This window comes from Halopseudomonas maritima, assembly GCF_021545785.1.
Taxonomy (GTDB): domain Bacteria; phylum Pseudomonadota; class Gammaproteobacteria; order Pseudomonadales; family Pseudomonadaceae; genus Halopseudomonas; species Halopseudomonas maritima.
Window position 1 is genome coordinate 1,655,880 of the sequence record NZ_CP079801.1, and the last position, 17,547, is coordinate 1,673,426.

General features: G+C 63.0%; 18 protein-coding genes. 9 read left to right on the forward strand and 9 right to left on the reverse strand.

Annotated features, from left to right (window positions below; translation table 11 throughout):
• Genes HV822_RS07595 through HV822_RS07605 form a run of 3 tightly spaced genes read left to right on the forward strand, consistent with a single transcriptional unit; the run spans position 1 to position 2,641 of the window.
• Positions 1-1,086, forward strand: coding sequence for a COX15/CtaA family protein (locus tag HV822_RS07595; protein WP_238873177.1), 1,086 nt, complete (start codon positions 1-3; stop codon positions 1,084-1,086).
• A gap of 23 nt (positions 1,087-1,109) precedes the next feature.
• A complete protein-coding gene (cyoE, locus tag HV822_RS07600) occupies positions 1,110-2,015 on the forward strand; it encodes a heme o synthase (protein ID WP_238873179.1) in 906 nt (301 codons plus the stop codon).
• A complete protein-coding gene (locus tag HV822_RS07605) occupies positions 2,006-2,641 on the forward strand; it encodes an SCO family protein (RefSeq protein WP_238873181.1) in 636 nt (211 codons plus the stop codon). Before cyoE ends, HV822_RS07605 begins: the two co-directional genes overlap by 10 nt.
• Here the strand turns inward: HV822_RS07605 and znuB are convergent, their stop codons facing one another.
• From znuB to HV822_RS07620, 3 genes are read right to left on the reverse strand one after another with little or no spacing between them, the layout of a single operon-like run.
• Positions 2,642-3,427 (reverse strand): zinc ABC transporter permease subunit ZnuB, encoded by a 786-nt coding sequence (gene znuB / locus HV822_RS07610; protein WP_238873183.1) that lies wholly within the window; start codon positions 3,425-3,427, stop codon positions 2,642-2,644.
• Complete coding sequence (gene znuC, locus HV822_RS07615; RefSeq protein WP_238873185.1) at positions 3,420-4,190, reverse strand: zinc ABC transporter ATP-binding protein ZnuC; 771 nt, start codon at positions 4,188-4,190, stop codon at positions 3,420-3,422. The genes znuB and znuC overlap by 8 nt, the downstream gene beginning before the upstream one ends.
• A complete protein-coding gene (locus tag HV822_RS07620; RefSeq protein ID WP_238873186.1) occupies positions 4,187-4,681 on the reverse strand; it encodes a Fur family transcriptional regulator in 495 nt (164 codons plus the stop codon). The genes znuC and HV822_RS07620 overlap by 4 nt, the downstream gene beginning before the upstream one ends.
• Positions 4,682-4,785: 104 nt before the next feature.
• On the opposite strand from HV822_RS07620, the gene HV822_RS07625 reads away from it, so the two are divergent.
• Entirely contained in the window at positions 4,786-5,691 is a 906-nt protein-coding gene (locus HV822_RS07625; protein ID WP_238873187.1) for a zinc ABC transporter substrate-binding protein, read from the forward strand.
• A 36-nt stretch (positions 5,692-5,727) separates the two neighbouring features.
• Here the strand turns inward: HV822_RS07625 and HV822_RS07630 are convergent, their stop codons facing one another.
• Positions 5,728-6,243, reverse strand: coding sequence for a metal-dependent hydrolase (locus tag HV822_RS07630; RefSeq protein WP_238873190.1), 516 nt, complete (start codon positions 6,241-6,243; stop codon positions 5,728-5,730).
• A gap of 93 nt (positions 6,244-6,336) precedes the next feature.
• The gene (locus tag HV822_RS07635; RefSeq protein WP_238873192.1) at positions 6,337-6,873 is read right to left on the reverse strand and encodes a zf-TFIIB domain-containing protein; all 537 of its coding nucleotides are present in this window, start codon (positions 6,871-6,873) and stop codon (positions 6,337-6,339) included.
• Positions 6,874-7,197: 324 nt separating this feature from the next.
• Between HV822_RS07635 and HV822_RS07640 the strand changes: the two genes are divergently transcribed.
• Positions 7,198-8,643, forward strand: coding sequence for an NCS1 family nucleobase:cation symporter-1 (locus HV822_RS07640; RefSeq protein WP_238873193.1), 1,446 nt, complete (start codon positions 7,198-7,200; stop codon positions 8,641-8,643).
• Positions 8,644-8,828: 185 nt separating this feature from the next.
• On the opposite strand, the gene HV822_RS07645 is transcribed toward HV822_RS07640, so the two are convergent.
• The 3 genes from HV822_RS07645 to HV822_RS07655 all read right to left on the reverse strand — a co-directional run bounded on the left by HV822_RS07645 (position 8,829) and on the right by HV822_RS07655 (position 10,894).
• Entirely contained in the window at positions 8,829-9,620 is a 792-nt protein-coding gene (locus HV822_RS07645) for a peptidoglycan-binding protein (RefSeq protein ID WP_238873195.1), read from the reverse strand.
• A gap of 87 nt (positions 9,621-9,707) precedes the next feature.
• Positions 9,708-10,661 carry a homoserine kinase gene (locus tag HV822_RS07650; protein ID WP_238873197.1) on the reverse strand — a complete coding sequence of 318 codons (954 nt, stop codon included), beginning with the start codon at positions 10,659-10,661 and terminating at the stop codon, positions 9,708-9,710.
• 8 nt (positions 10,662-10,669) lie between these two features.
• A complete protein-coding gene (locus HV822_RS07655) occupies positions 10,670-10,894 on the reverse strand; it encodes a DUF2782 domain-containing protein (RefSeq protein WP_238873563.1) in 225 nt (74 codons plus the stop codon).
• Positions 10,895-11,026: 132 nt separating this feature from the next.
• Here HV822_RS07655 and polA point away from each other — a divergent pair, with 132 nt between their 5' ends.
• On the forward strand, positions 11,027-13,771 hold the full coding sequence (gene polA / locus HV822_RS07660; protein WP_238873199.1) for a DNA polymerase I: 2,745 nt from the start codon (positions 11,027-11,029) through the stop codon (positions 13,769-13,771).
• A 499-nt stretch (positions 13,772-14,270) separates the two neighbouring features.
• Here polA and yihA read toward each other — a convergent pair whose 3' ends face one another.
• A complete protein-coding gene (gene yihA / locus HV822_RS07665; protein ID WP_238873200.1) occupies positions 14,271-14,918 on the reverse strand; it encodes a ribosome biogenesis GTP-binding protein YihA/YsxC in 648 nt (215 codons plus the stop codon).
• 306 nt (positions 14,919-15,224) lie between these two features.
• Here yihA and HV822_RS07670 point away from each other — a divergent pair, with 306 nt between their 5' ends.
• The 3 genes from HV822_RS07670 (at position 15,225) to HV822_RS07680 (ending at position 17,500) form a co-directional block, all read left to right on the forward strand.
• A complete protein-coding gene (locus tag HV822_RS07670; RefSeq protein ID WP_238873202.1) occupies positions 15,225-15,833 on the forward strand; it encodes a c-type cytochrome in 609 nt (202 codons plus the stop codon).
• Between the two features lie 137 nt (positions 15,834-15,970).
• The gene (locus tag HV822_RS07675) at positions 15,971-16,609 is read left to right on the forward strand and encodes a thiol:disulfide interchange protein DsbA/DsbL (RefSeq protein ID WP_238873204.1); all 639 of its coding nucleotides are present in this window, start codon (positions 15,971-15,973) and stop codon (positions 16,607-16,609) included.
• A 3-nt stretch (positions 16,610-16,612) separates the two neighbouring features.
• On the forward strand, positions 16,613-17,500 hold the full coding sequence (locus tag HV822_RS07680; protein ID WP_238873206.1) for an endonuclease/exonuclease/phosphatase family protein: 888 nt from the start codon (positions 16,613-16,615) through the stop codon (positions 17,498-17,500).
• The last annotated feature ends 47 nt before the right edge of the window (positions 17,501-17,547 follow it).

The following is a 17,547-nucleotide window of genomic DNA, read 5'->3' on the forward strand; positions in this document are numbered from 1 at the left end:
ATGCGCAAACCCGGCTACGCACTCGCTCTGGCAGCGCTGCTGCTGTGTTTTGTAGTGGTCATTCTTGGCGCCTACACCCGCCTGGTCCACGCCGGACTGGGTTGCCCGGACTGGCCCGGCTGCTATGGCTTTCTCAGCGTGCCGCAAAGTGAGCACGCCCTGCAGACGGCACAGATACGCTTCCCCGACGACCCGGTCGAAGCCTTCAAGGCCTGGGCCGAGATGATTCACCGCTACGCCGCAGGCACCCTCGGATTGCTGATTCTCGCGCTGGCAGTTATCGGCCTGCGTCAACGCCGCAACCCCGACTACCCCACCGGCCTCGGCCTCGGCCTGCTGACGCTGGTGGTGTGTCAGGCCCTGTTCGGCATGTGGACCGTGACGCTCAAGCTCTGGCCGCAGGTGGTGACGGCGCACCTGCTGGGCGGCTTCGCGACCCTGAGCCTGCTACTGCTACTGGTGCTGCGGTTGTCCGGGCGCCTGCCCGCCCTGACACCCTCCCGCGCACTGGCCCGTCTGCGCACCCTGGCCAAGGTGACGCTGGCGGTGGTGATTGTGCAGATCATGCTCGGCGGCTGGACCAGCACCAATTACGCGGCGGTAGCCTGCATCGACTTGCCCACCTGCCACGGTGAATGGTGGCCGGAGATGGACTTTCACACCGGCTTTAACCTGCTGCATCAGGAGATAGGGCCGAACTACCTCGGCGGCATGCTCGAGGGGCCTGGTCGCACCGCGATCCACGTCACCCACCGTCTGGGCGCACTGGTCACCACCTTGGTGGTACTACTGCTTGGCTGGCAGCTCTGGCGGGCGCGCCTGCGCGGCCTGGCGGCGCTGCTGAGTCTGGCGCTGGCCGCCCAGGTCAGTCTGGGCATCACCAACGTGCTGGCCGCCCTGCCGCTGGCCATTGCCGTCGCGCACAACGGCATGGCGGCCTTGTTGCTGCTGTGCACAGTGTCAGTCGCCTACCGATTGCGCGCGCCTGCGCCGGCACGGGTTCGACTGGCCGCCAAACCACGAGGCAAACTGGCAGGCCCGCTACTTGGCAACCATACTGCGAGAACAACAACACAGGTGCGCTAAACGCGCCGACAGGGGGACGGACCATGGCTAGCATTACCCATGCAGTAGCTGCGCAGGCCGGCTGGCGTGACTATCTGGAACTGACCAAACCCAAGGTGGTTGCGCTGATGATTATCACCTCGGCCATCGGCATGCTGCTGGCCAGTGACAGCGCGGTCCCGTGGAGCACCCTGCTGCTCGGCAACCTCGGCATCGCCCTGTGCGCAGGCTCAGCAGCGGCCATCAACCATGTGGTAGACCGACGCATCGACGTGCAGATGGCCCGCACCCAGCGGCGCCCCCTAGCCCAAGGCCGCGTCGAGCCGCTGAATGCCGTGCTCTTTGCCATGCTGCTGGGCAGTGCCGGGCTGGCCGTGCTGCTGTCCTGGACCAATACCCTGACTGCGGTGCTGACCCTGGGCTCGCTGCTGGGCTACGCCCTGGTCTATACCGCCTTCCTCAAGCGCGCCACGCCGCAGAATATTGTCATTGGCGGGCTGGCCGGTGCCGCGCCGCCGCTGCTGGGCTGGACGGCCGTAAGCGGGCAGATCGACGCCGGCGGCCTGCTGCTGGTGCTGATCATTTTCGCCTGGACGCCGCCGCACTTCTGGGCTCTGGCCATTCACCGCAAGGCCGAGTACGCCAAGGTCAATATCCCTATGCTGCCGGTCACCCACGGCGAGCACTACACCAAGCTGCATATTCTGCTGTATACCTTTATGCTCTTGGCAGTGAGCCTGCTGCCCTTTGTGATCCACATGAGCGGCCCGCTCTATCTGGTGGCCGCCGTGGTGCTGGGCCTGCGCTTTATCGACTGGGCCATTGCCCTGCTGCGCAACAGCCGCCCGCATGCGGCCATCAAGACCTTCAAATATTCCCTGTGGTACCTGCTGTGGCTGTTTGTGGCGCTGCTGCTGGACCACTACGTCGAGGTGGCTGAATGGCTTTAACTGGGGTACAGAAAACCGTTCTGGTATGTGTGGCAAGCATCGCGCTGGTGGTTGGCGCCGTGGTCAACAAGGTAACCCGTCCGGCACCGCTGGACCGCAACGCGCTGCAGCAAGCCGGGGTGTATCTGTTCGACAGCCCGCGCGCCTTGCCCGAGGTCAGCCTGCGCTCGGCTGCCGATCAACCCTGGGGGCTGCACGACCTGAACGGCCAGTGGGATTTGCTGTTCTTTGGCTACACCTTTTGCCCTGACATCTGCCCAACCACCCTGGCCGAGCTGCGCCAGCTGATGCAGAAGCTGCCCGAAGAAACCCAGAACCAGTTGCAGGTGACGCTGGTCAGCGTGGACCCCAACCGCGACACCCCTGAACAACTGGCCAGCTACCTGGAGTTCTTCAACGCGGGCTTCGCCGGCGCCACCGGCGCCAGCGACCAGCTCGCCAATCTGGCCAAGGCACTGTCGGTTGCCTATATCGAGCCCGATACCAGCATCGAAAACTATCTGGTCGACCACAGTGGCCAGGTGGTGATCGTCGACCCGCACGGGCGCTACGTGGGCTTTATCCGCCCGCCGCTCAATACCGATCAGCTGGCCCAGTGGCTGCCGCGCATCATGGCACAGGAGTAATCAGGCGCGGCGCGGAATCGCCAGCGCCAGCATGAACATCGCCGCCGCGCACACCACCACCGACGGACCGGCCGGCGTATCCAGCTCCCAGGACAACGCCAACCCGCCAAGCACGGCCAGCATACCCAGCACGCTGGCGCCCAGCGCCATCTGCTCGGGCGTGCGCGCATGACGCTGGGCCGCCGCGGGCGGGATAATCAGCAATGAAGTGATCAGCAGCACCCCCACCACCTTCATCGCCACAGCAATAACAATGGCAATCAGCAGCATCAGCGCCAGCCTGATCGCCGTGACCGGCAGCCCCTCAACCCGGGCCAGCTCTTCATGCACGGTGATCGACATCAGGCTGCGCCACAGCAAACTCATCAGTACCAGCACGATCAGCAGGCCACCCAGCATCCAGGCCAGTTCATTCGAGGTGATCGCCAGCAGGTCACCAAACAGGTACGCCATCAGATCGACGCGCATGTTTTCCGCCAGCGCCAGCACCACCAGGCCCAGCGACAACGTACTGTGCGCAAGGATCCCCAGCAGGGTGTCGCTGGCCAGCCACTCCTTGTGTTGCAGCGCCACCAGCAGCACCGCAATCAACACGCAGCCCACGGTTACCGCCACCGTCAGATTGATATCCAGCAACATGCCCAGGGCCACCCCAAGCAGCGCCGAGTGCGACAGGGTGTCGCCAAAATAGGCCATGCGGCGCCAGACCACAAAGGAGCCAAGCGGCCCGGCCACCAGGGCCAGCGCCAAACCGGCCAGCAGGGCGTAGAGAAGAAAGTCAGGCATGCTTGCAGTCGGGTCCGTGGCTGTGTTCGTGGGGTACTACCTCACCATGCAGGTCATGCCCGTGATCATGGTGGTGGTTGTATACGGCCAGGGCGCTGGCCTGTTCGCCGAACATGGCAACAAAGGCCGGATCGGTGCTGACCTGCTCCGGGTGCCCGGAACAGCAGACGTGGCGGTTGATACACACCACGGTGTTGGTGGTGGCCATCACCAGATGCAGGTCATGGGAGACCATCAGCACGCCGCAGCCGTAACGGTCGCGCAAGCGGGTAATCAGCTGATAGAGCTCGATCTGACCGTTCACATCGACGCCCTGCACCGGCTCATCCAGCACCAGCAAATCCGGCTCGCGCAGCAACGCGCGCGCCAGCAGAATGCGCTGCAGTTCGCCCCCCGACACCTGCTGCAAGGGGCGCTCCAGCAAGTGCTCGGCCCCCACTTCGAGCAGCGCCGCCTCAACCGCCGGCCGCCGCACCCCCGGCACCAGCAGCAGAAAGCGCAGCACGGTCAACGGCAGTGAGGGGTCAACCTGCAGTTTCTGCGGCATATAGCCGATGCGCAGCCGCGCACGCCGCCGAACCTCGCCGCTGCTTGCCTTGAGCAGCCCAAGTACCACCCGCACCAGGCTGGTCTTGCCTGCGCCATTGGGGCCAATCAGCGTGACAATCTCGCCAGGCTTGACGCTGAGATTGACGTTTTCCAGCACGTCGGTCTCGTTCAGCCGCAGGCTGACCTGCCGCAGTGACAGCAGTGCGTCGCTCATGCCGCCGCCTGGCACTGACCGCACAACCCGCTGACCTCGACCGTTTCACTGTGCACGGTAAAGCCGTTGGCGGTGGCGGCACCGGCAATCGCATCACTGATGCCCGACTCCTCCAGCTCAATCGCCAGGTGGCAGTTGAGGCAGATCAGAAAATGTCCGTGATGGCGATGCTCCGGGCTGGAGCAACCAATAAAGGCGTTGAGCGAGGCGATACGGTGCACCAGTCCCTGCTCTTGCAGAAAGTCCAGAGCGCGGTAAACCGTCGGCGGCGCCGCGCGGCGACCGTCTTCGCGGGACAGGGTCTCCAGAATATCGTAGGCACCCAGCGGCTTGTGGCTTTGCCAGACCAGCTCAAGCACACGCTTGCGCAGCGCCGTAAAGCGCACACCGTCGCGGGCGCACACCTGCTCGGCGGCGCTCAGCGCATGGCTGACACAGTGCGCGTGGTTGTGCGGTTTTTGCGGATCAGGAAGGGACGACGTCTCACTCATCGGGCTACCTCGCGGGCTACGCCCCGCCGGCCATTGCGGCGGGGTCTGTTCAGAGGTGAATGACCTGTTATCATATAACGCTTTTACACCTCGAGGAATTCCCCATGTTACTACGCTTGCTGCCGGCACTGGCCGCAGGTTTGTTGCTGTCCTGCTCCACGTTCGCCGACAGCCGGGTGCTGACCACCATCAAGCCGATACAATTGATCAGCAGCGCTTTGCTTGATGGCATCGATGAGCCCGCAGTTCTGCTGCCACCGGGCGCCTCGCCACACGCCTTCGCGCTGCGCCCGTCAGACCGCCGCGCCCTCGCCGAAGCCGAGCGCATCTACTGGGTCGGCCCCGGCCTGGAGCTGTTCCTTGAGGGCGTATTGCACGACAGTCCCAACGCGCGCGAACTGATGGACGTGCCCGGCCTGACGCTGCGCGAATACGCCGAAGCGCACAGCGAACACGGCCATGAACACCACGATCATGAGCACGACGCCGGCAACCTGGACGCACACATCTGGTTGTCACCGGACAACGCGCTGACCCTGGCGCGCTGGATGAAAGCGGATCTGGCACCGCTTTACCCGGAGCAGCAGAGCCGACTGGACGCCAACCTCGCCCGCTTTGAACAGCAGCTGGAGGCGCTCGACGCGGCCCTGCACAGGCGCTTTGCCCCGCTCAAGGACAAACCCTACTTCGTCTTCCATGATGGCTATGCCTATCTGGAGGAATACCTGGGCATCGAACACCGCGGTGTCTTCAGCCTCTCGCATGAAGTGCAGCCCGGCGCGCGTCACGTCAATGCCCTGCGCGAGCAGCTGCAGCGCGCAGGCCATGCCTGCGTCTTCAGCGAGCCTCAGTTTACCCCGCGACTGGTCCAGAGCCTGACCGCCGGCTTGCCGCTCGACAGCGCACAGCTCGACCCCCTGGGCGCCGCCACCCCGGCCAGCGCCGACGGCTACCTACAGATGCTGAGCAGCCTGACCGACAGCCTAGCGGGTTGCCTGGAAGGTATCTGAGCCAGTGAACAACCGGTGCTCCGTCGCGGGCACCGGTTAGCCTTCCTCGCCGCGCAACCAGCGCTTACGCACTCGCCAACGCCACAGCGCCCATCCGCAGATAGCCAGCTCGACCACAAAAACCCAATGCACGATGAAGTTCAGCCACCAGGGCGTATAACGCGCGGTCACCGTTACCAGCGCGTAGCGCTGATCGACAAAGGGCGCAAACCACCAGATATCACCGGCCAGACTGTCCAACAGCACGTGCAGCATGCCGCCCAGGCTGAACACCAGCAGTAACCAGGGCGCAGTCATACGTCGACACAGCGCCAACCAGCCCAGTGCGCCCGACAGCAGACACAACCAGAGCAGCGGCCAATGGGTTGCATAGCGGTGGTGGTGGACCATGCCGTGGTCAACGAAGTAGAAGTACAGCATGTCAAAATCCGGCGCGATGCCGCCCAGGCAGCCAGCTAGCAACAGCCAGATTGGGCGCACCGGTGCACGGCGCAGCGGCGCCAACAGGTAGCTAGAGAGAATAAAACCGGACGGCAGATGGGCAATCAGCATAGGCCTGCGTCTGTTCAGCAGTGAGGAGGGCAAGCCTGCTGGCAGCCCGGACTGCACTCAGACCACACCGGCACCCGGCGGTTCTATCTGCCCTCAATCCGAGGCAAGAAACTGCAGCAAGGTTGCGCGCTGCGCGTGACCTGCGAGCCACCCCTTGATCTCTGCAGCCCTGGCCGCATCGGCAGCGCCCACCTGCTGCTCCAGGCGCTCGCGCTTGAGCTGAGCCATCTTCTCGTCGCGCACCCGCCGCTGCCATTGCTCGGTGAACACCGCCGGCAGCTTGTGCGCCAGCTCCAGCGACTTCAGCAGGTGCCACTCCCCGCCGTCCAGCCACGCCTCGTCACAGCGGCCACACAGATCGATTCGACTGGACACCGCCCCGGACACCGAGAACTTGGTCATCAGGCCGCTGCACTTGGGGCAGGCCAGGGCCACCTTGGCGTCGGCATCCTCAACCACCTCGGAGGCAAGCTCGCCATCTGCCAGCGGCAGCTCGTTACGTTCTACCCAGTCGCGATAGTAAAGCAGCGACAGCAACGACCCTGCACACGCGGGGCAGCCCATAGCGGGCAAGCCATCCTCAACCTTGCTCGCTTGCAGGCGGGTATGTCGACATTTGGGACACTGCATGGGGTTACCTTTCAGTCCGTGAACCACGCGGCGGTTCGCCGCTTCCTCGAGGCAGCAGCTTAGCCCTTGAACTGCGCGCACAACAAGTCTTTGCGGCCGCAGCGAAGCACCTACTGACCCCACAGGACGACACCTTTAAGGTCCGCTTTTGTAGCGTTTTTTTCCACGCACTACATTTTTGAATACAAAAATAAGACTCTTTTGTACACAATGTGCATCCCCTCCTGCGCAGATAGTCATGGCGGACCGGTATCGGCAGCCCTGCAAAGGCGGAATAAAACATGCAAGCGACCGGTACCTACAACAAGACGCAAGGAAAGGCCCATGGCTAACGATAACTTTCAGATCAAGCACATCGACCCCACTCTGCACAATGAAGACCTTGCCCCGCTGCCACCGGGCAAGCGCCACTGGGGCTGGTTCGAGATATTCAACGTGTGGTCCAACGATATCCAGAGCCTGTTCGGCTACACGCTGGCGGCGACCCTGTTCATCTCCTACGGGTTAAGCGGCTGGGCGGTGCTGGCCGGGATTGTACTGGCCGGCTTTATTGTCATGGGCCTGGTGCAACTGACCGGCAAGCCAAGCGTGAAGTACGGCGTACCTTTCCCGGTCATGGCCCGCTCCAGCATGGGGGTACGTGGCGCAAACTTTCCGGCGGTGGTGCGTGGGATTGTCGCGATCTTCTGGTACGGCGTGCAGACCTACTTCGCCTCAACCGCGCTGGCACTGCTGCTCAACGCCCTGATCGAACCGGCCGCCGACGCGCCAACCCTGCTGGGCATCACCGCCATCGGCTGGCTCTCCTACTGTCTGGTCTGCGCCTTTCAGGTGCTGCTGTTCGTGCGCGGCATGGCGTGGATCACCCGTTTTCTGAACTGGGCCGGGCCACTGGTGTATGTGGTGATGATCGCGCTGATGCTGATCATCTGGTGCCAGGCCGGCCCCAGCCTGCTGACCGAGCTGGGCACTATCTTCAGTGGCAGCGGTGAGTACGAGGCCGGTCCGGTCGCCGCCTTCTTTGCAGTGGTTGGCACCATGGTGGCGTACTTCGCGGCGGTGGTGATCAATTACGGCGACTTTGCCCGCTTTGTCAAAAGCGAGAAGCAGATGACCGTCGGTAACTTCCTGGGGCTGCCGGTGAGCCTGGCGATTTTCTCGGTCATCGCGCTGGTGATCACCGCCGGCACCGTGGTGGTATTTGGCGAGACGCTGACCAACCCGACCGATATTGTCGCCCGCGTCGACAGCCTCACGCTGACCATTATCGCCGCACTGACCTTCTTTGCCGCCACAGTCGGCATCAACCTGGTAGCCAACTTTATTCCGCCGGCCTACGACATCGCCAACCTGGCGCCCGCACGCATCAGCGCCCGCACCGGCGGCTTTATCACCGCAGCCATTGCGTTCTTTATTGGTGCACTGTGGGTGGCCTTTATCAGCCAGGTGGGCATCGCTGCCTTCGTCGACACCCTGGGCGCCATTTTGGCACCGCTGTACGGCATCATCGTCGCGGACTACTACCTGGTGCGCAAACAGCAGCTGAACCTGCAGGATCTGTTCAGCGCCGAGCCGGGTAGCAGCTACTACTTCAACGGCGGCTGGAACCGCAAGGCAATGATCGCTTTTGCGGTGGCCTCTGTGTTCTCCGTTGCCTCGGTATGGGTGCCCGTGCTGAGCCAGTTGCATGGTTACGCCTGGCTGCTGGGCGCACTGCTGGGCGCCGTGCTGCACTATCTGCTGATGCGCAACACGCCCACAAAGCAGTAAGCCTGTTACCCCAGGTGCTGCAAGGCCGGGTCAATGGACTGACCGGCCTTGCGCAGCTGCACCTTGGTGCGCTGGCACGCCAGCATGCACAATTGCGCGTCATCTGCGCCCTTGAGATTGATCACGGACCAGAGCAGGGTTTTCAGCCCCCCGATGCGACCGAAGGCTGAAACGCAGCACAGGATCTAGCGACTACGCAGCGCAGCCCAGGTCTTCTGGCCGACAATGCCGTCGACCAGCAAACCGGCGGTCTGCTGAAACTGCATTACCGCCAGCTCGGTTGCCGGGCCAAAGTCACGATCGATTGACAGCGGATAGCCTCGGGCGGCCAGCAGTTCTTGCAGCTCCTGCACCGCATCACCAAAGGAGCCGCGCCGCAGGGCTACCGTGGCACCGCCTTGCGCCTGCGACACCCGCAAGCCCTCCAGCGCTGCCAGCGCGGTCTTGGCTTTCTGCAGATACTGGCGCCGATCTTCCAACCCGTTTAGTCCGCCGTTGACCAGTCGAGTAGCGCGAATCAGGTCATCACGGTCAGCCGCCTCGTTGATCTGGCGGGTGTGCCAGTACTCACAGGCGATTTTCAGCGATGTGAGTGGCTCGGCCGCCAGCTCTGGCTCGGCCTCCAGCGGCAGGCCCAGACGCTCGCTCATTTGCCGGTAGTTGGCTCGCCCGGTCAGCTGGATCAGCCCGCGCCCCTTGTAACGCCGGCCGTCGCCGCGCTCGGTGTTGCCCAGATCCCGCCGCCCTTCGTAGGCAGCACCGCTGGCAAACTCCTCGGTGGTACGAAACCCGGCACATTCGTGGGTCACCTGCGCCATGAAGTGCGCAATACGCAGACGACTGTCGATGCGGTAATGGGCGAGGGTGGGGGCGAAGGCGGCAGAGATATCACCGACGATGCGCCGCTGGGCATCAGCGCGAGCGCCGGAAAAGCGCGGGGAAACGGCGAGAATGAAGGCTCCGTCGACAGGAATCATGGGCAGCTCCGTGGATTGCTTTCATAGCAAACGGCACTGCCCAACGACGCCGCTGATCTGTTCTTTATTCAGCTTAGCCGCTATCGACTAGAGCGCCAGCGGCAGACCTACCGGCACCACCCGATGCTGCAGCAGCAGACGGGCAAAATGCTGCGGGTCCTTCACCAGCACGCCGGCCTGCCCGGCAAATTCCTCTGCCGCAATCTGCCGCGACAGCCAAAAACGCAGCGCCGCCAGCCGCAGCATGGCGGGCCAGCACTGGGCCTCAGCGGCAGTGAAAGGGCGCCGCGCTGCGTACCCTGCCAACAGCGCACGCGCACGGCGGGGCTGCAGCGCGCCGTCGTCACCCAGACACCAGTCGTTCACGGCAATCGCCACGTCGTACAGCATCCAGCCACTGGCCGCGTTGTAAAAGTCGATCACACCGCTCAGGTGGTGGCCGTCAAACAGCACGTTGTCACGGAACAGGTCAGCGTGCAGCACGGCGCGCGGCAGGCCCGGATCCTGCCGGCGCCAATGCACCAGCTGGGTCAGCAAGGTCTCCAGCACCTCGGCCAGTTCACCGCTGTGCTGCGAGAGCTGGCGACGCGCCTGATCCTGCATCCAGTCAACGCCACGTTCATCCGCCCGGGCCAACGCGTTGTCACGGGTAGCCAGGTGCAACTGCGCCAACCAGCCGCCAACCGCCTCGCAGTGACTGGCATCCGGCTGCTCGATGTGCCGCCCGGCCAGGCGCGGTTGCAACAACGCGGGGCGCTCCTTGAGCTGGTGGATGCAGTGGCCGCTGCGATCGGCAACCGCGTAGGGCACGGCCAGGCCAGCGCCCTGCAGGCAGGCCAGCAGCTCGACCAGAAACGGCAGAACCGCCGGGTCACCGCGCTCAACCAGGGTGAGAACAAAGTCGCCCTGCTCGCAACTGACAAAAAAATTGCTGTTCTCGCTGCCGCCTTCAATGCCCTGAAAGCCAATCAGGCGCCCCAGGTCAAAGCCGGCGACAAAGGTTTCCAGCTCGGCCTGCGCCAGCGGAGTAAATACCGACACGGCTCAACTCACCACTCAAAGATCTTCCAGGAAGGGATACGCAGCCCGTCAGGCTGGTCGGAGCGCACGTAGTTGCCGTCTTCATCCACGGCCACCAGATAGTAGGGCGCGCCGCTGCTGGGGATGACCTTGATGGCATAGAGGAAGCCGTTGACGCGGTACTCCTCAACCGTCCGATCACCTTCCTGACGGATGGTTACTTCCGGGTCACCCGGGACCGCGTCTTGCGCCATGACCGATGCACTGCCCAGCAACAGCGCGGCGGCCAATCCAAAGCCAACTTTGCGAATCATGGTAGTCTTGTCCTTTGCCTGAATGATGCTTTCATTCTAGCCCCATTGGCTCCCGAATTGTTGACCTGACGCATGACAGACACCACACCCCTGATCCTGGTGGACGGCTCGTCCTATCTTTACCGCGCCTTCCACGCCCTGCCCCCGCTGACCACCAGCAAAGGCCTGCCCACCGGCGCCGTCAAGGGCGTGCTGAACATGCTGAAAAGCCTGCTCAAGCAGTATCCCCAAAGCCCGATTGCCGTGGTATTTGACGCCAAGGGACCGACCTTCCGCGACGAGATGTTTGAGCAGTACAAGTCGCACCGCCCGCCCATGCCTGACGACCTGCGCGCCCAGATCGAGCCGCTGCACGCAGCCGTTCGCGCACTCGGCCTGCCACTACTGTGTGTCGACGGCGTTGAGGCCGACGACGTGATCGGCACCCTGGCGCGGCAGAGCGCCGACGCCGGCCGTGCCGTGGTGATCTCCACCGGCGACAAGGATATGGCGCAGCTGGTCGACGAGCACATCACCCTGGTCAACACCATGACCAACACCGTGATGGACATTCAGGGCGTGCGCGACAAGTTTGGTATCGGGCCGGAACTGATCATCGACTACCTGGCGCTGATGGGCGACAAGGTCGATAACATCCCGGGCGTCCCCGGTGTCGGTGAGAAAACCGCACTGGGCCTGCTGACCGGCGTGGGCGGCGGCCTGGACGTGATCTACAACAGCCTGGACAAGGTGCCGGAACTACCGATTCGCGGCGCCAAGAAGCTGCCCGAGAAGCTCGAAGAACACAAGGAGATGGCCTACCTGTCCTACCAGCTGGCCACCATCAAGCTGGATGTACCGCTGGAGGTGCAAGTCGACGCGCTGCAACCCAGCGCCGCCAACCGCGAAGCACTGATCGAGCTGTACCGCGAGATGGAGTTCAAAAGCTGGCTGGACGATCTGCTGCGCGAAGCCAAGGCCGAAGGCCAGGCCAGTGACAGCGGCGATGCCGCCGAACAAGCGCAAGAAAACCAGTACGAGATCATCACCGAGCAGGCCGACTTTGAACGCTGGCTCGGCAAGCTCGAGGCCGCCGAGCTGTTCGCCTTCGACACCGAAACCACCAGCATCGACGCCCAGCGCGCCGAACTGGTTGGCGTGTCGCTGGCGGTGCAGCCCCACGAGGCAGCCTACATTCCGGTTGCCCACAGCTATATGGGCGTACCCGAGCAACTCGATCGCGATAAGGTACTCGCCGCGCTCAAGCCCTATCTGGAAGACCCGGCCAAGGCCAAGGTCGCGCAGCACGCCAAGTACGACATCAACGTGCTGGCCCACTACGACATCCGCGTGCAGGGCGTGGCCTTTGACACCATGCTCGAATCCTACGTGCTGGACGCCACCGCCACCCGTCACGACATGGACAGCCTGTCGCTCAAGTATCTGGGCCAAGGCACCATCAAGTTCGAAGAGATCGCCGGCAAGGGCAGCAAGCAGCTGACCTTTGATCAGATTGCACTGGAGCAGGCCGGCCCCTACGCCGCCGAAGACGCCGACGTGACCCTGCGCCTGCACCAGACCCTGTGGGCCAAGCTGCAGCCACAGCCGTCGCTGGCGCGTGTGCTGCAGGAGATTGAAATGCCGCTGATGCCGGTGCTGGCACGCATCGAGCGCAACGGCGCACTGGTCGACGCCAAGCTACTGGGCCAGCAGAGCATTGAGCTGGGCGAAACGATGGTCGCGCTGGAACGCCAGGCATTCGAGCTGGCGGGCGAGGAGTTCAACCTCGGCTCACCCAAGCAGCTGGGCGCCATCCTGTATGAGAAGCAAGGCCTGCCGGTGCTGTCGAAAACCGCCAAGGGTCAGCCCTCCACCGCCGAGGCGGTGCTGGCCGAACTGGCAGAGCAGGGCTTTGAGCTGCCGCAGGTGATCATGCAGTACCGCAGCGTCAGCAAGCTCAAGAGCACCTACACCGACCGCCTGCCGGAGCAGATTAACCCGCGCACCGGGCGTATCCACACCTCCTACCATCAGGCCGTGGCCGCCACCGGGCGCCTGTCGTCCTCCGACCCAAACCTGCAGAACATCCCGATTCGCACCAGCGAGGGCCGACGCATCCGCCAGGCCTTTGTCGCGCCCAAGGGCTACAAGCTGCTGGCCGCCGACTACTCGCAGATCGAGCTACGCATCATGGCGCACCTGGCCCAGGACACCGGCCTGCTGGATGCCTTCAAACACGACCTGGACGTACACCGCGCCACCGCCGCCGAGGTGTTCGGCGTTACCCTCGACGAGGTGACCACCGATCAGCGCCGCAGTGCCAAGGCGATCAACTTCGGCCTGATCTACGGCATGAGCGCCTTCGGTCTGGCCAAGCAGATTGGCGTCGACCGCAAGCAGGCCCAGGCCTACATCGACCGCTACTTTGCCCGCTACCCGGGCGTGCTCAGCTACATGGAGCGCACCCGCGAGCAGGCCAGCGAGCAGGGCTATGTCGAAACCCTGTTCGGCCGCCGGCTGTACCTGCCGGAGATTCACGCCAAGAATCAGGCCATGCGCAAGGCCGCCGAGCGCACCGCCATCAACGCGCCGATGCAAGGCACCGCCGCCGACATCATCAAGCGCGCGATGATCAAGGTCGAGTCCTGGCTGAACGACAGCAGCCTGGATGCCCGCGTCATCATGCAGGTACACGACGAATTGGTTCTGGAAGTACGTGAAGACCAGATCGATGCCGTCACCCAGGGCCTCAAGGAGCACATGGCCCAGGCCGCCGAACTCGATGTACCGCTGGTAGTCGAGGTAGGGGTGGGGGATAACTGGGACGAGGCGCACTAGCGGCGGCCCTTTGGGCCGAGCTGCAAGCTGCAAGCTGCAAGCTGCAAGCTGCAAGCTGCAAGCTGCAAGCTGCAAGCTGCAAGCTGCAAGCTGCAAGCTGCAAGCTGCAAGCTGCAAGCTGCAAGCTTAATCAGGGTGCGCGCGATGGCGAGGCGGTCAAGTATTTTCTACTGGCTTTACCGCTACACATGGTCGCAAGAAATCCGCGCGGCTCGCCCCCGCACCGGCCCAGCTTGCGGCTTGCCGCTTGAAGCTTGCCGCTGAAAACAGCCGCGCCTAAGCGCGACTGTTTTCATAACCCTTCCGTCTAAATCTTTTTTTGAACTTATCCCGAACCCGCCCGGTCAGAGCTTATGAACGGCTTGAGAGCCATTCATGCTCCTTAGATGTGATTTAGTGTTGGCAGAAAAACCGGGCACTCCCTTTCCTAGCACAGCCCGGTTAGTTGAACCCCGAGCCTCCCTCCCCATAGAAGCTCGGGGTTTTTTTTGCCTGACATTCAGCTCTCACCCGCTTCCAGCTCATCTGGCTCAGTCGGGAACAACCACTGCGCCAGCCGTGCGTGGGCCTCATCAATGCCCATGCGCTTGGGCGAAGAGAACAGCTGCACACTGGCATTGGAGCGCAGCTCCTTGCGCATACGCGTCTGCACCTTGAGCAGTGCATTCTTGGCCGCGCCAAAGGCCATCTTGTCGGCCTTGCTGAGCAGCACGTGGGCCGGAATATCACTCTTGCGTGCCCATTCCAGCATCATGCAGTCAAAGTCCGACAGCGGATGACGCAGGTCCATCACCAGCACCAGCCCCACCAGGCTCTGGCGACCGGTCAGGTAGGCATCCAGATGTTGTTGCCAGTGCGCCTTCAGCTCCAGTGGCACCTTGGCGTAGCCGTAACCGGGCAGATCCACCAGGCGGCGCTCGTCATCCAGCCGGAAAAAATTGATCAGCTGGGTGCGCCCCGGTGTCTTCGAGGTACGCGCCAGTCGCGCGTGCGTCAGGGTGTTCAGGGCGCTCGACTTGCCCGCATTGGAGCGCCCGGCAAAGGCCACTTCGAGTCCAAGATCGGGCGGGCACTGGGATACCAGGCTGGCGCTCTTGATAAAGGTGGCCTGCTGACACAGGGAGACGAGGGGGGTGCTGGAAGACATGGAATTCCCGTTGGGGCCGGCCCTGCCGACCCAAGACTGATGACATTCACGTTTGAGGCCCGCTTAGTATATAATGCCGCGGTTATGGGAAGCACTGACCAATTGCCCCGGCCCGTGTCAGCCCCCTTAGACTCCTGCCAGCCAAGACTGCAGCTTCGGGTGCGGCATTTAAGCCATTGCGCCAGGGCCAGTGCGCCGCTAGCATGAGCACAAAATCAAGGCAGCCTGCGCTGGATAACGCGGTCAACAAGGCCGGACAGCAGGCAAGGCCAACACGTTTTCTTTTAGCCGTTATTGGATTAGCCGATGAATAAATTACTCGTTAGTCTGCTGCTGACCCTGGGTGTCGCCACGAGCGCGCATGCTCTGGAAGGCAACGCAGAAGCAGGTCAAGGCAAGATCGCTGTCTGTGGCGCCTGCCACGGCGCGGACGGCAATAGCCCGGCCCCCAACTTCCCGAAGCTGGCTGGTCAGGGCGAACAGTATCTGCTCAAGCAGCTGACTGACATCAAGGAAGGCCGCCGTACCGTTGTTGAAATGACCGGCATGCTGGCTGGACTGAACGAGCAGGACATGGCTGATATCGCCGCCTACTTCGCCTCCCAAAGCATGACCCTGGGCGCTGCCGACCCGGCCCTGGCCGCACGCGGCGAAGCCATCTTCCGCGGCGGCAACCTGGAAACGGGCCTGCCGGCCTGCACCGGCTGCCACTCCCCGACCGGCAAGGGTAACCCGCCCGCCTCCTATCCGCGCCTGGCCGGCCAGCATGCCACCTATACCGCCAAGCAGCTGACCGACTTCCGCGAGGGCAACCGCACCAACGACGGTGAAGCCGCGATCATGCAGACCGTGTCCAGCCGCCTGAGCAACAAGGATATCGAAGCGGTTTCCGCCTATATCCAGGGCCTGCGTTAAGCGTAAGGGCTTGTAACAAAAAAAGGGCGGCCATTGGCCGCCCTTTTTTGTGCTCGCAGGTTTGTGTCTGGTAATCGCGGAATCTTTGTTCTACTGTCGGGTCTCATATCTGTCATATCCCCGTTTTGGAGTCTTACATGCGTGCGTTGTTCAGCGTTGCCCTGATCTGGCTGCTCGGCAGCTTTGCCCTGGCCCAAGCCCAGCAGGCCCAATACCAGGCTGGAGTACACTACGTCGTGCTGCCGACGCCGGCCGCGACCGCCGACCCTGACAAAATCGAGGTAGCAGAGCTGTTCTGGTACGGCTGCCCGCACTGCTACACCCTGAACCCGCTCGTTACCGAGTGGAGCAAGACCCTTGCTGACGACGTCAACTTCCGCCCGGTGCCGGCGATGTTTGGCGGCAACTGGAACACCCATGGCCAGCTGTTCTACACCCTGGACAGCCTGGGCAAGCTGGAAGAAACCCACGACGCGGTATTCAACGCTATTCACAAGCAGGGCAACCGCCTGGAAAGTGAAGACGCCATGATCGACTTCCTGGAAGACTACGGCATCACCGAAGAGGAGTTCCGCAAGGCCTGGAGTTCTTTCGGCGTAAAAAGCCGCATCGACCAGGCCAGCCGCCTGGCCCGTTCGTACCGCGCCACCGGGGTGCCCTGCCTGATTATCAACGGCAAGTACCGCATCGAAGGTCAGATGGCCGGCAGCTACGAAAACATGATGAAGATTGCCGAATACCTGATCGAGCAGGAACGCCAGGCAGCACAGCGCTGATCCATGCTGTCGGTTGGCAACATCAACAGTCGCCGCACTACCCGGGGCCACATGGCGCCGGGTGAGCTGCGTACCAATGACCTGTGCGCCACCGACCGACAGCCACTACCCGATGTGCTGCGCCTGCTGAGTTTCAATATCCAGGTCGGTATCAATACCCAACGCTATCACCACTACCTGACCCGCAGCTGGCAGCACCTGCTACCGCACGCCGGGCGCCAGCGGCAGTTGGGGCGGGTAGCACAGCTGCTGGGCGAGTTTGACCTGGTCGCGCTGCAGGAGGTCGACGGCGGCAGCCTGCGTTCCGGCTTCGTCAACCAGGTTGAGCACCTCGCCCGCGAAAGCGGCTTTCCCTACTGGTACCAGCAACTCAACCGCAACCTCGGGCGCTTCGCTCAGCATTCCAATGGTTTACTCAGTCGCTTTGCCCCGGACCTGCTCGAAGATCACAAGCTGCCAGGCATACTGCCTGGACGCGGCGCCATCCTGACACAGTTCGGACAGGGCGAAGACTCGCTGCTGGTGGTCATGATGCATCTGGCGCTGAGTCCCAAAGGACGGGCAAACCAGTTGGCCTACGTACGCGAGCGCATTGCCGACCATCGCCATGTGGTGCTGATGGGTGACATGAACACCCACGCCGAAGACCTGCTAGAGTGTTCTCCGCTCAAAGGCGCCAACCTGCAGGCGCCCGACCTGCCTGGCACCTATCCCAGCTGGCGCCCGGCGCGCGTGCTGGACCATATTCTGATCAGCCCCAGCCTGGAAATCGCCCGGGTTGACGTACTACCGCAAGCCATTTCCGATCACCTGCCGGTGGCCATGCATATCAAGCTGCCGAGCAGCCTGTGTCAGGACCCGACGCCCTCCGACCTGTCCCCCTCATCCTAGGCCCGGGAAGCAGAGCAGCACCGCTTGATTGGCTGAGCTGCAACAAG

Coding starts and splice junctions, on each gene's coding strand:
- HV822_RS07680 (WP_238873206.1), top strand. CDS start 16,613: ATGCTGTCGGTTGGCAACATCAACAGTCGCCGCACTACCCGGGGCCAC.
- HV822_RS07635 (WP_238873192.1), bottom strand. CDS start 6,873: ATGCAGTGTCCCAAATGTCGACATACCCGCCTGCAAGCGAGCAAGGTT.
- HV822_RS07630 (WP_238873190.1), bottom strand. CDS start 6,243: ATGCTGATTGCCCATCTGCCGTCCGGTTTTATTCTCTCTAGCTACCTG.
- yihA (WP_238873200.1), bottom strand. CDS start 14,918: ATGTCTTCCAGCACCCCCCTCGTCTCCCTGTGTCAGCAGGCCACCTTT.
- znuC (WP_238873185.1), bottom strand. CDS start 4,190: ATGAGCGACGCACTGCTGTCACTGCGGCAGGTCAGCCTGCGGCTGAAC.
- HV822_RS07595 (WP_238873177.1), top strand. CDS start 1: ATGCGCAAACCCGGCTACGCACTCGCTCTGGCAGCGCTGCTGCTGTGT.
- HV822_RS07640 (WP_238873193.1), top strand. CDS start 7,198: ATGGCTAACGATAACTTTCAGATCAAGCACATCGACCCCACTCTGCAC.
- cyoE (WP_238873179.1), top strand. CDS start 1,110: ATGGCTAGCATTACCCATGCAGTAGCTGCGCAGGCCGGCTGGCGTGAC.
- HV822_RS07675 (WP_238873204.1), top strand. CDS start 15,971: ATGCGTGCGTTGTTCAGCGTTGCCCTGATCTGGCTGCTCGGCAGCTTT.
- polA (WP_238873199.1), top strand. CDS start 11,027: ATGACAGACACCACACCCCTGATCCTGGTGGACGGCTCGTCCTATCTT.
- HV822_RS07625 (WP_238873187.1), top strand. CDS start 4,786: ATGTTACTACGCTTGCTGCCGGCACTGGCCGCAGGTTTGTTGCTGTCC.
- HV822_RS07605 (WP_238873181.1), top strand. CDS start 2,006: ATGGCTTTAACTGGGGTACAGAAAACCGTTCTGGTATGTGTGGCAAGC.
- HV822_RS07620 (WP_238873186.1), bottom strand. CDS start 4,681: ATGAGTGAGACGTCGTCCCTTCCTGATCCGCAAAAACCGCACAACCAC.
- HV822_RS07645 (WP_238873195.1), bottom strand. CDS start 9,620: ATGATTCCTGTCGACGGAGCCTTCATTCTCGCCGTTTCCCCGCGCTTT.
- HV822_RS07655 (WP_238873563.1), bottom strand. CDS start 10,894: ATGGCGCAAGACGCGGTCCCGGGTGACCCGGAAGTAACCATCCGTCAG.
- znuB (WP_238873183.1), bottom strand. CDS start 3,427: ATGCCTGACTTTCTTCTCTACGCCCTGCTGGCCGGTTTGGCGCTGGCC.
- HV822_RS07670 (WP_238873202.1), top strand. CDS start 15,225: ATGAATAAATTACTCGTTAGTCTGCTGCTGACCCTGGGTGTCGCCACG.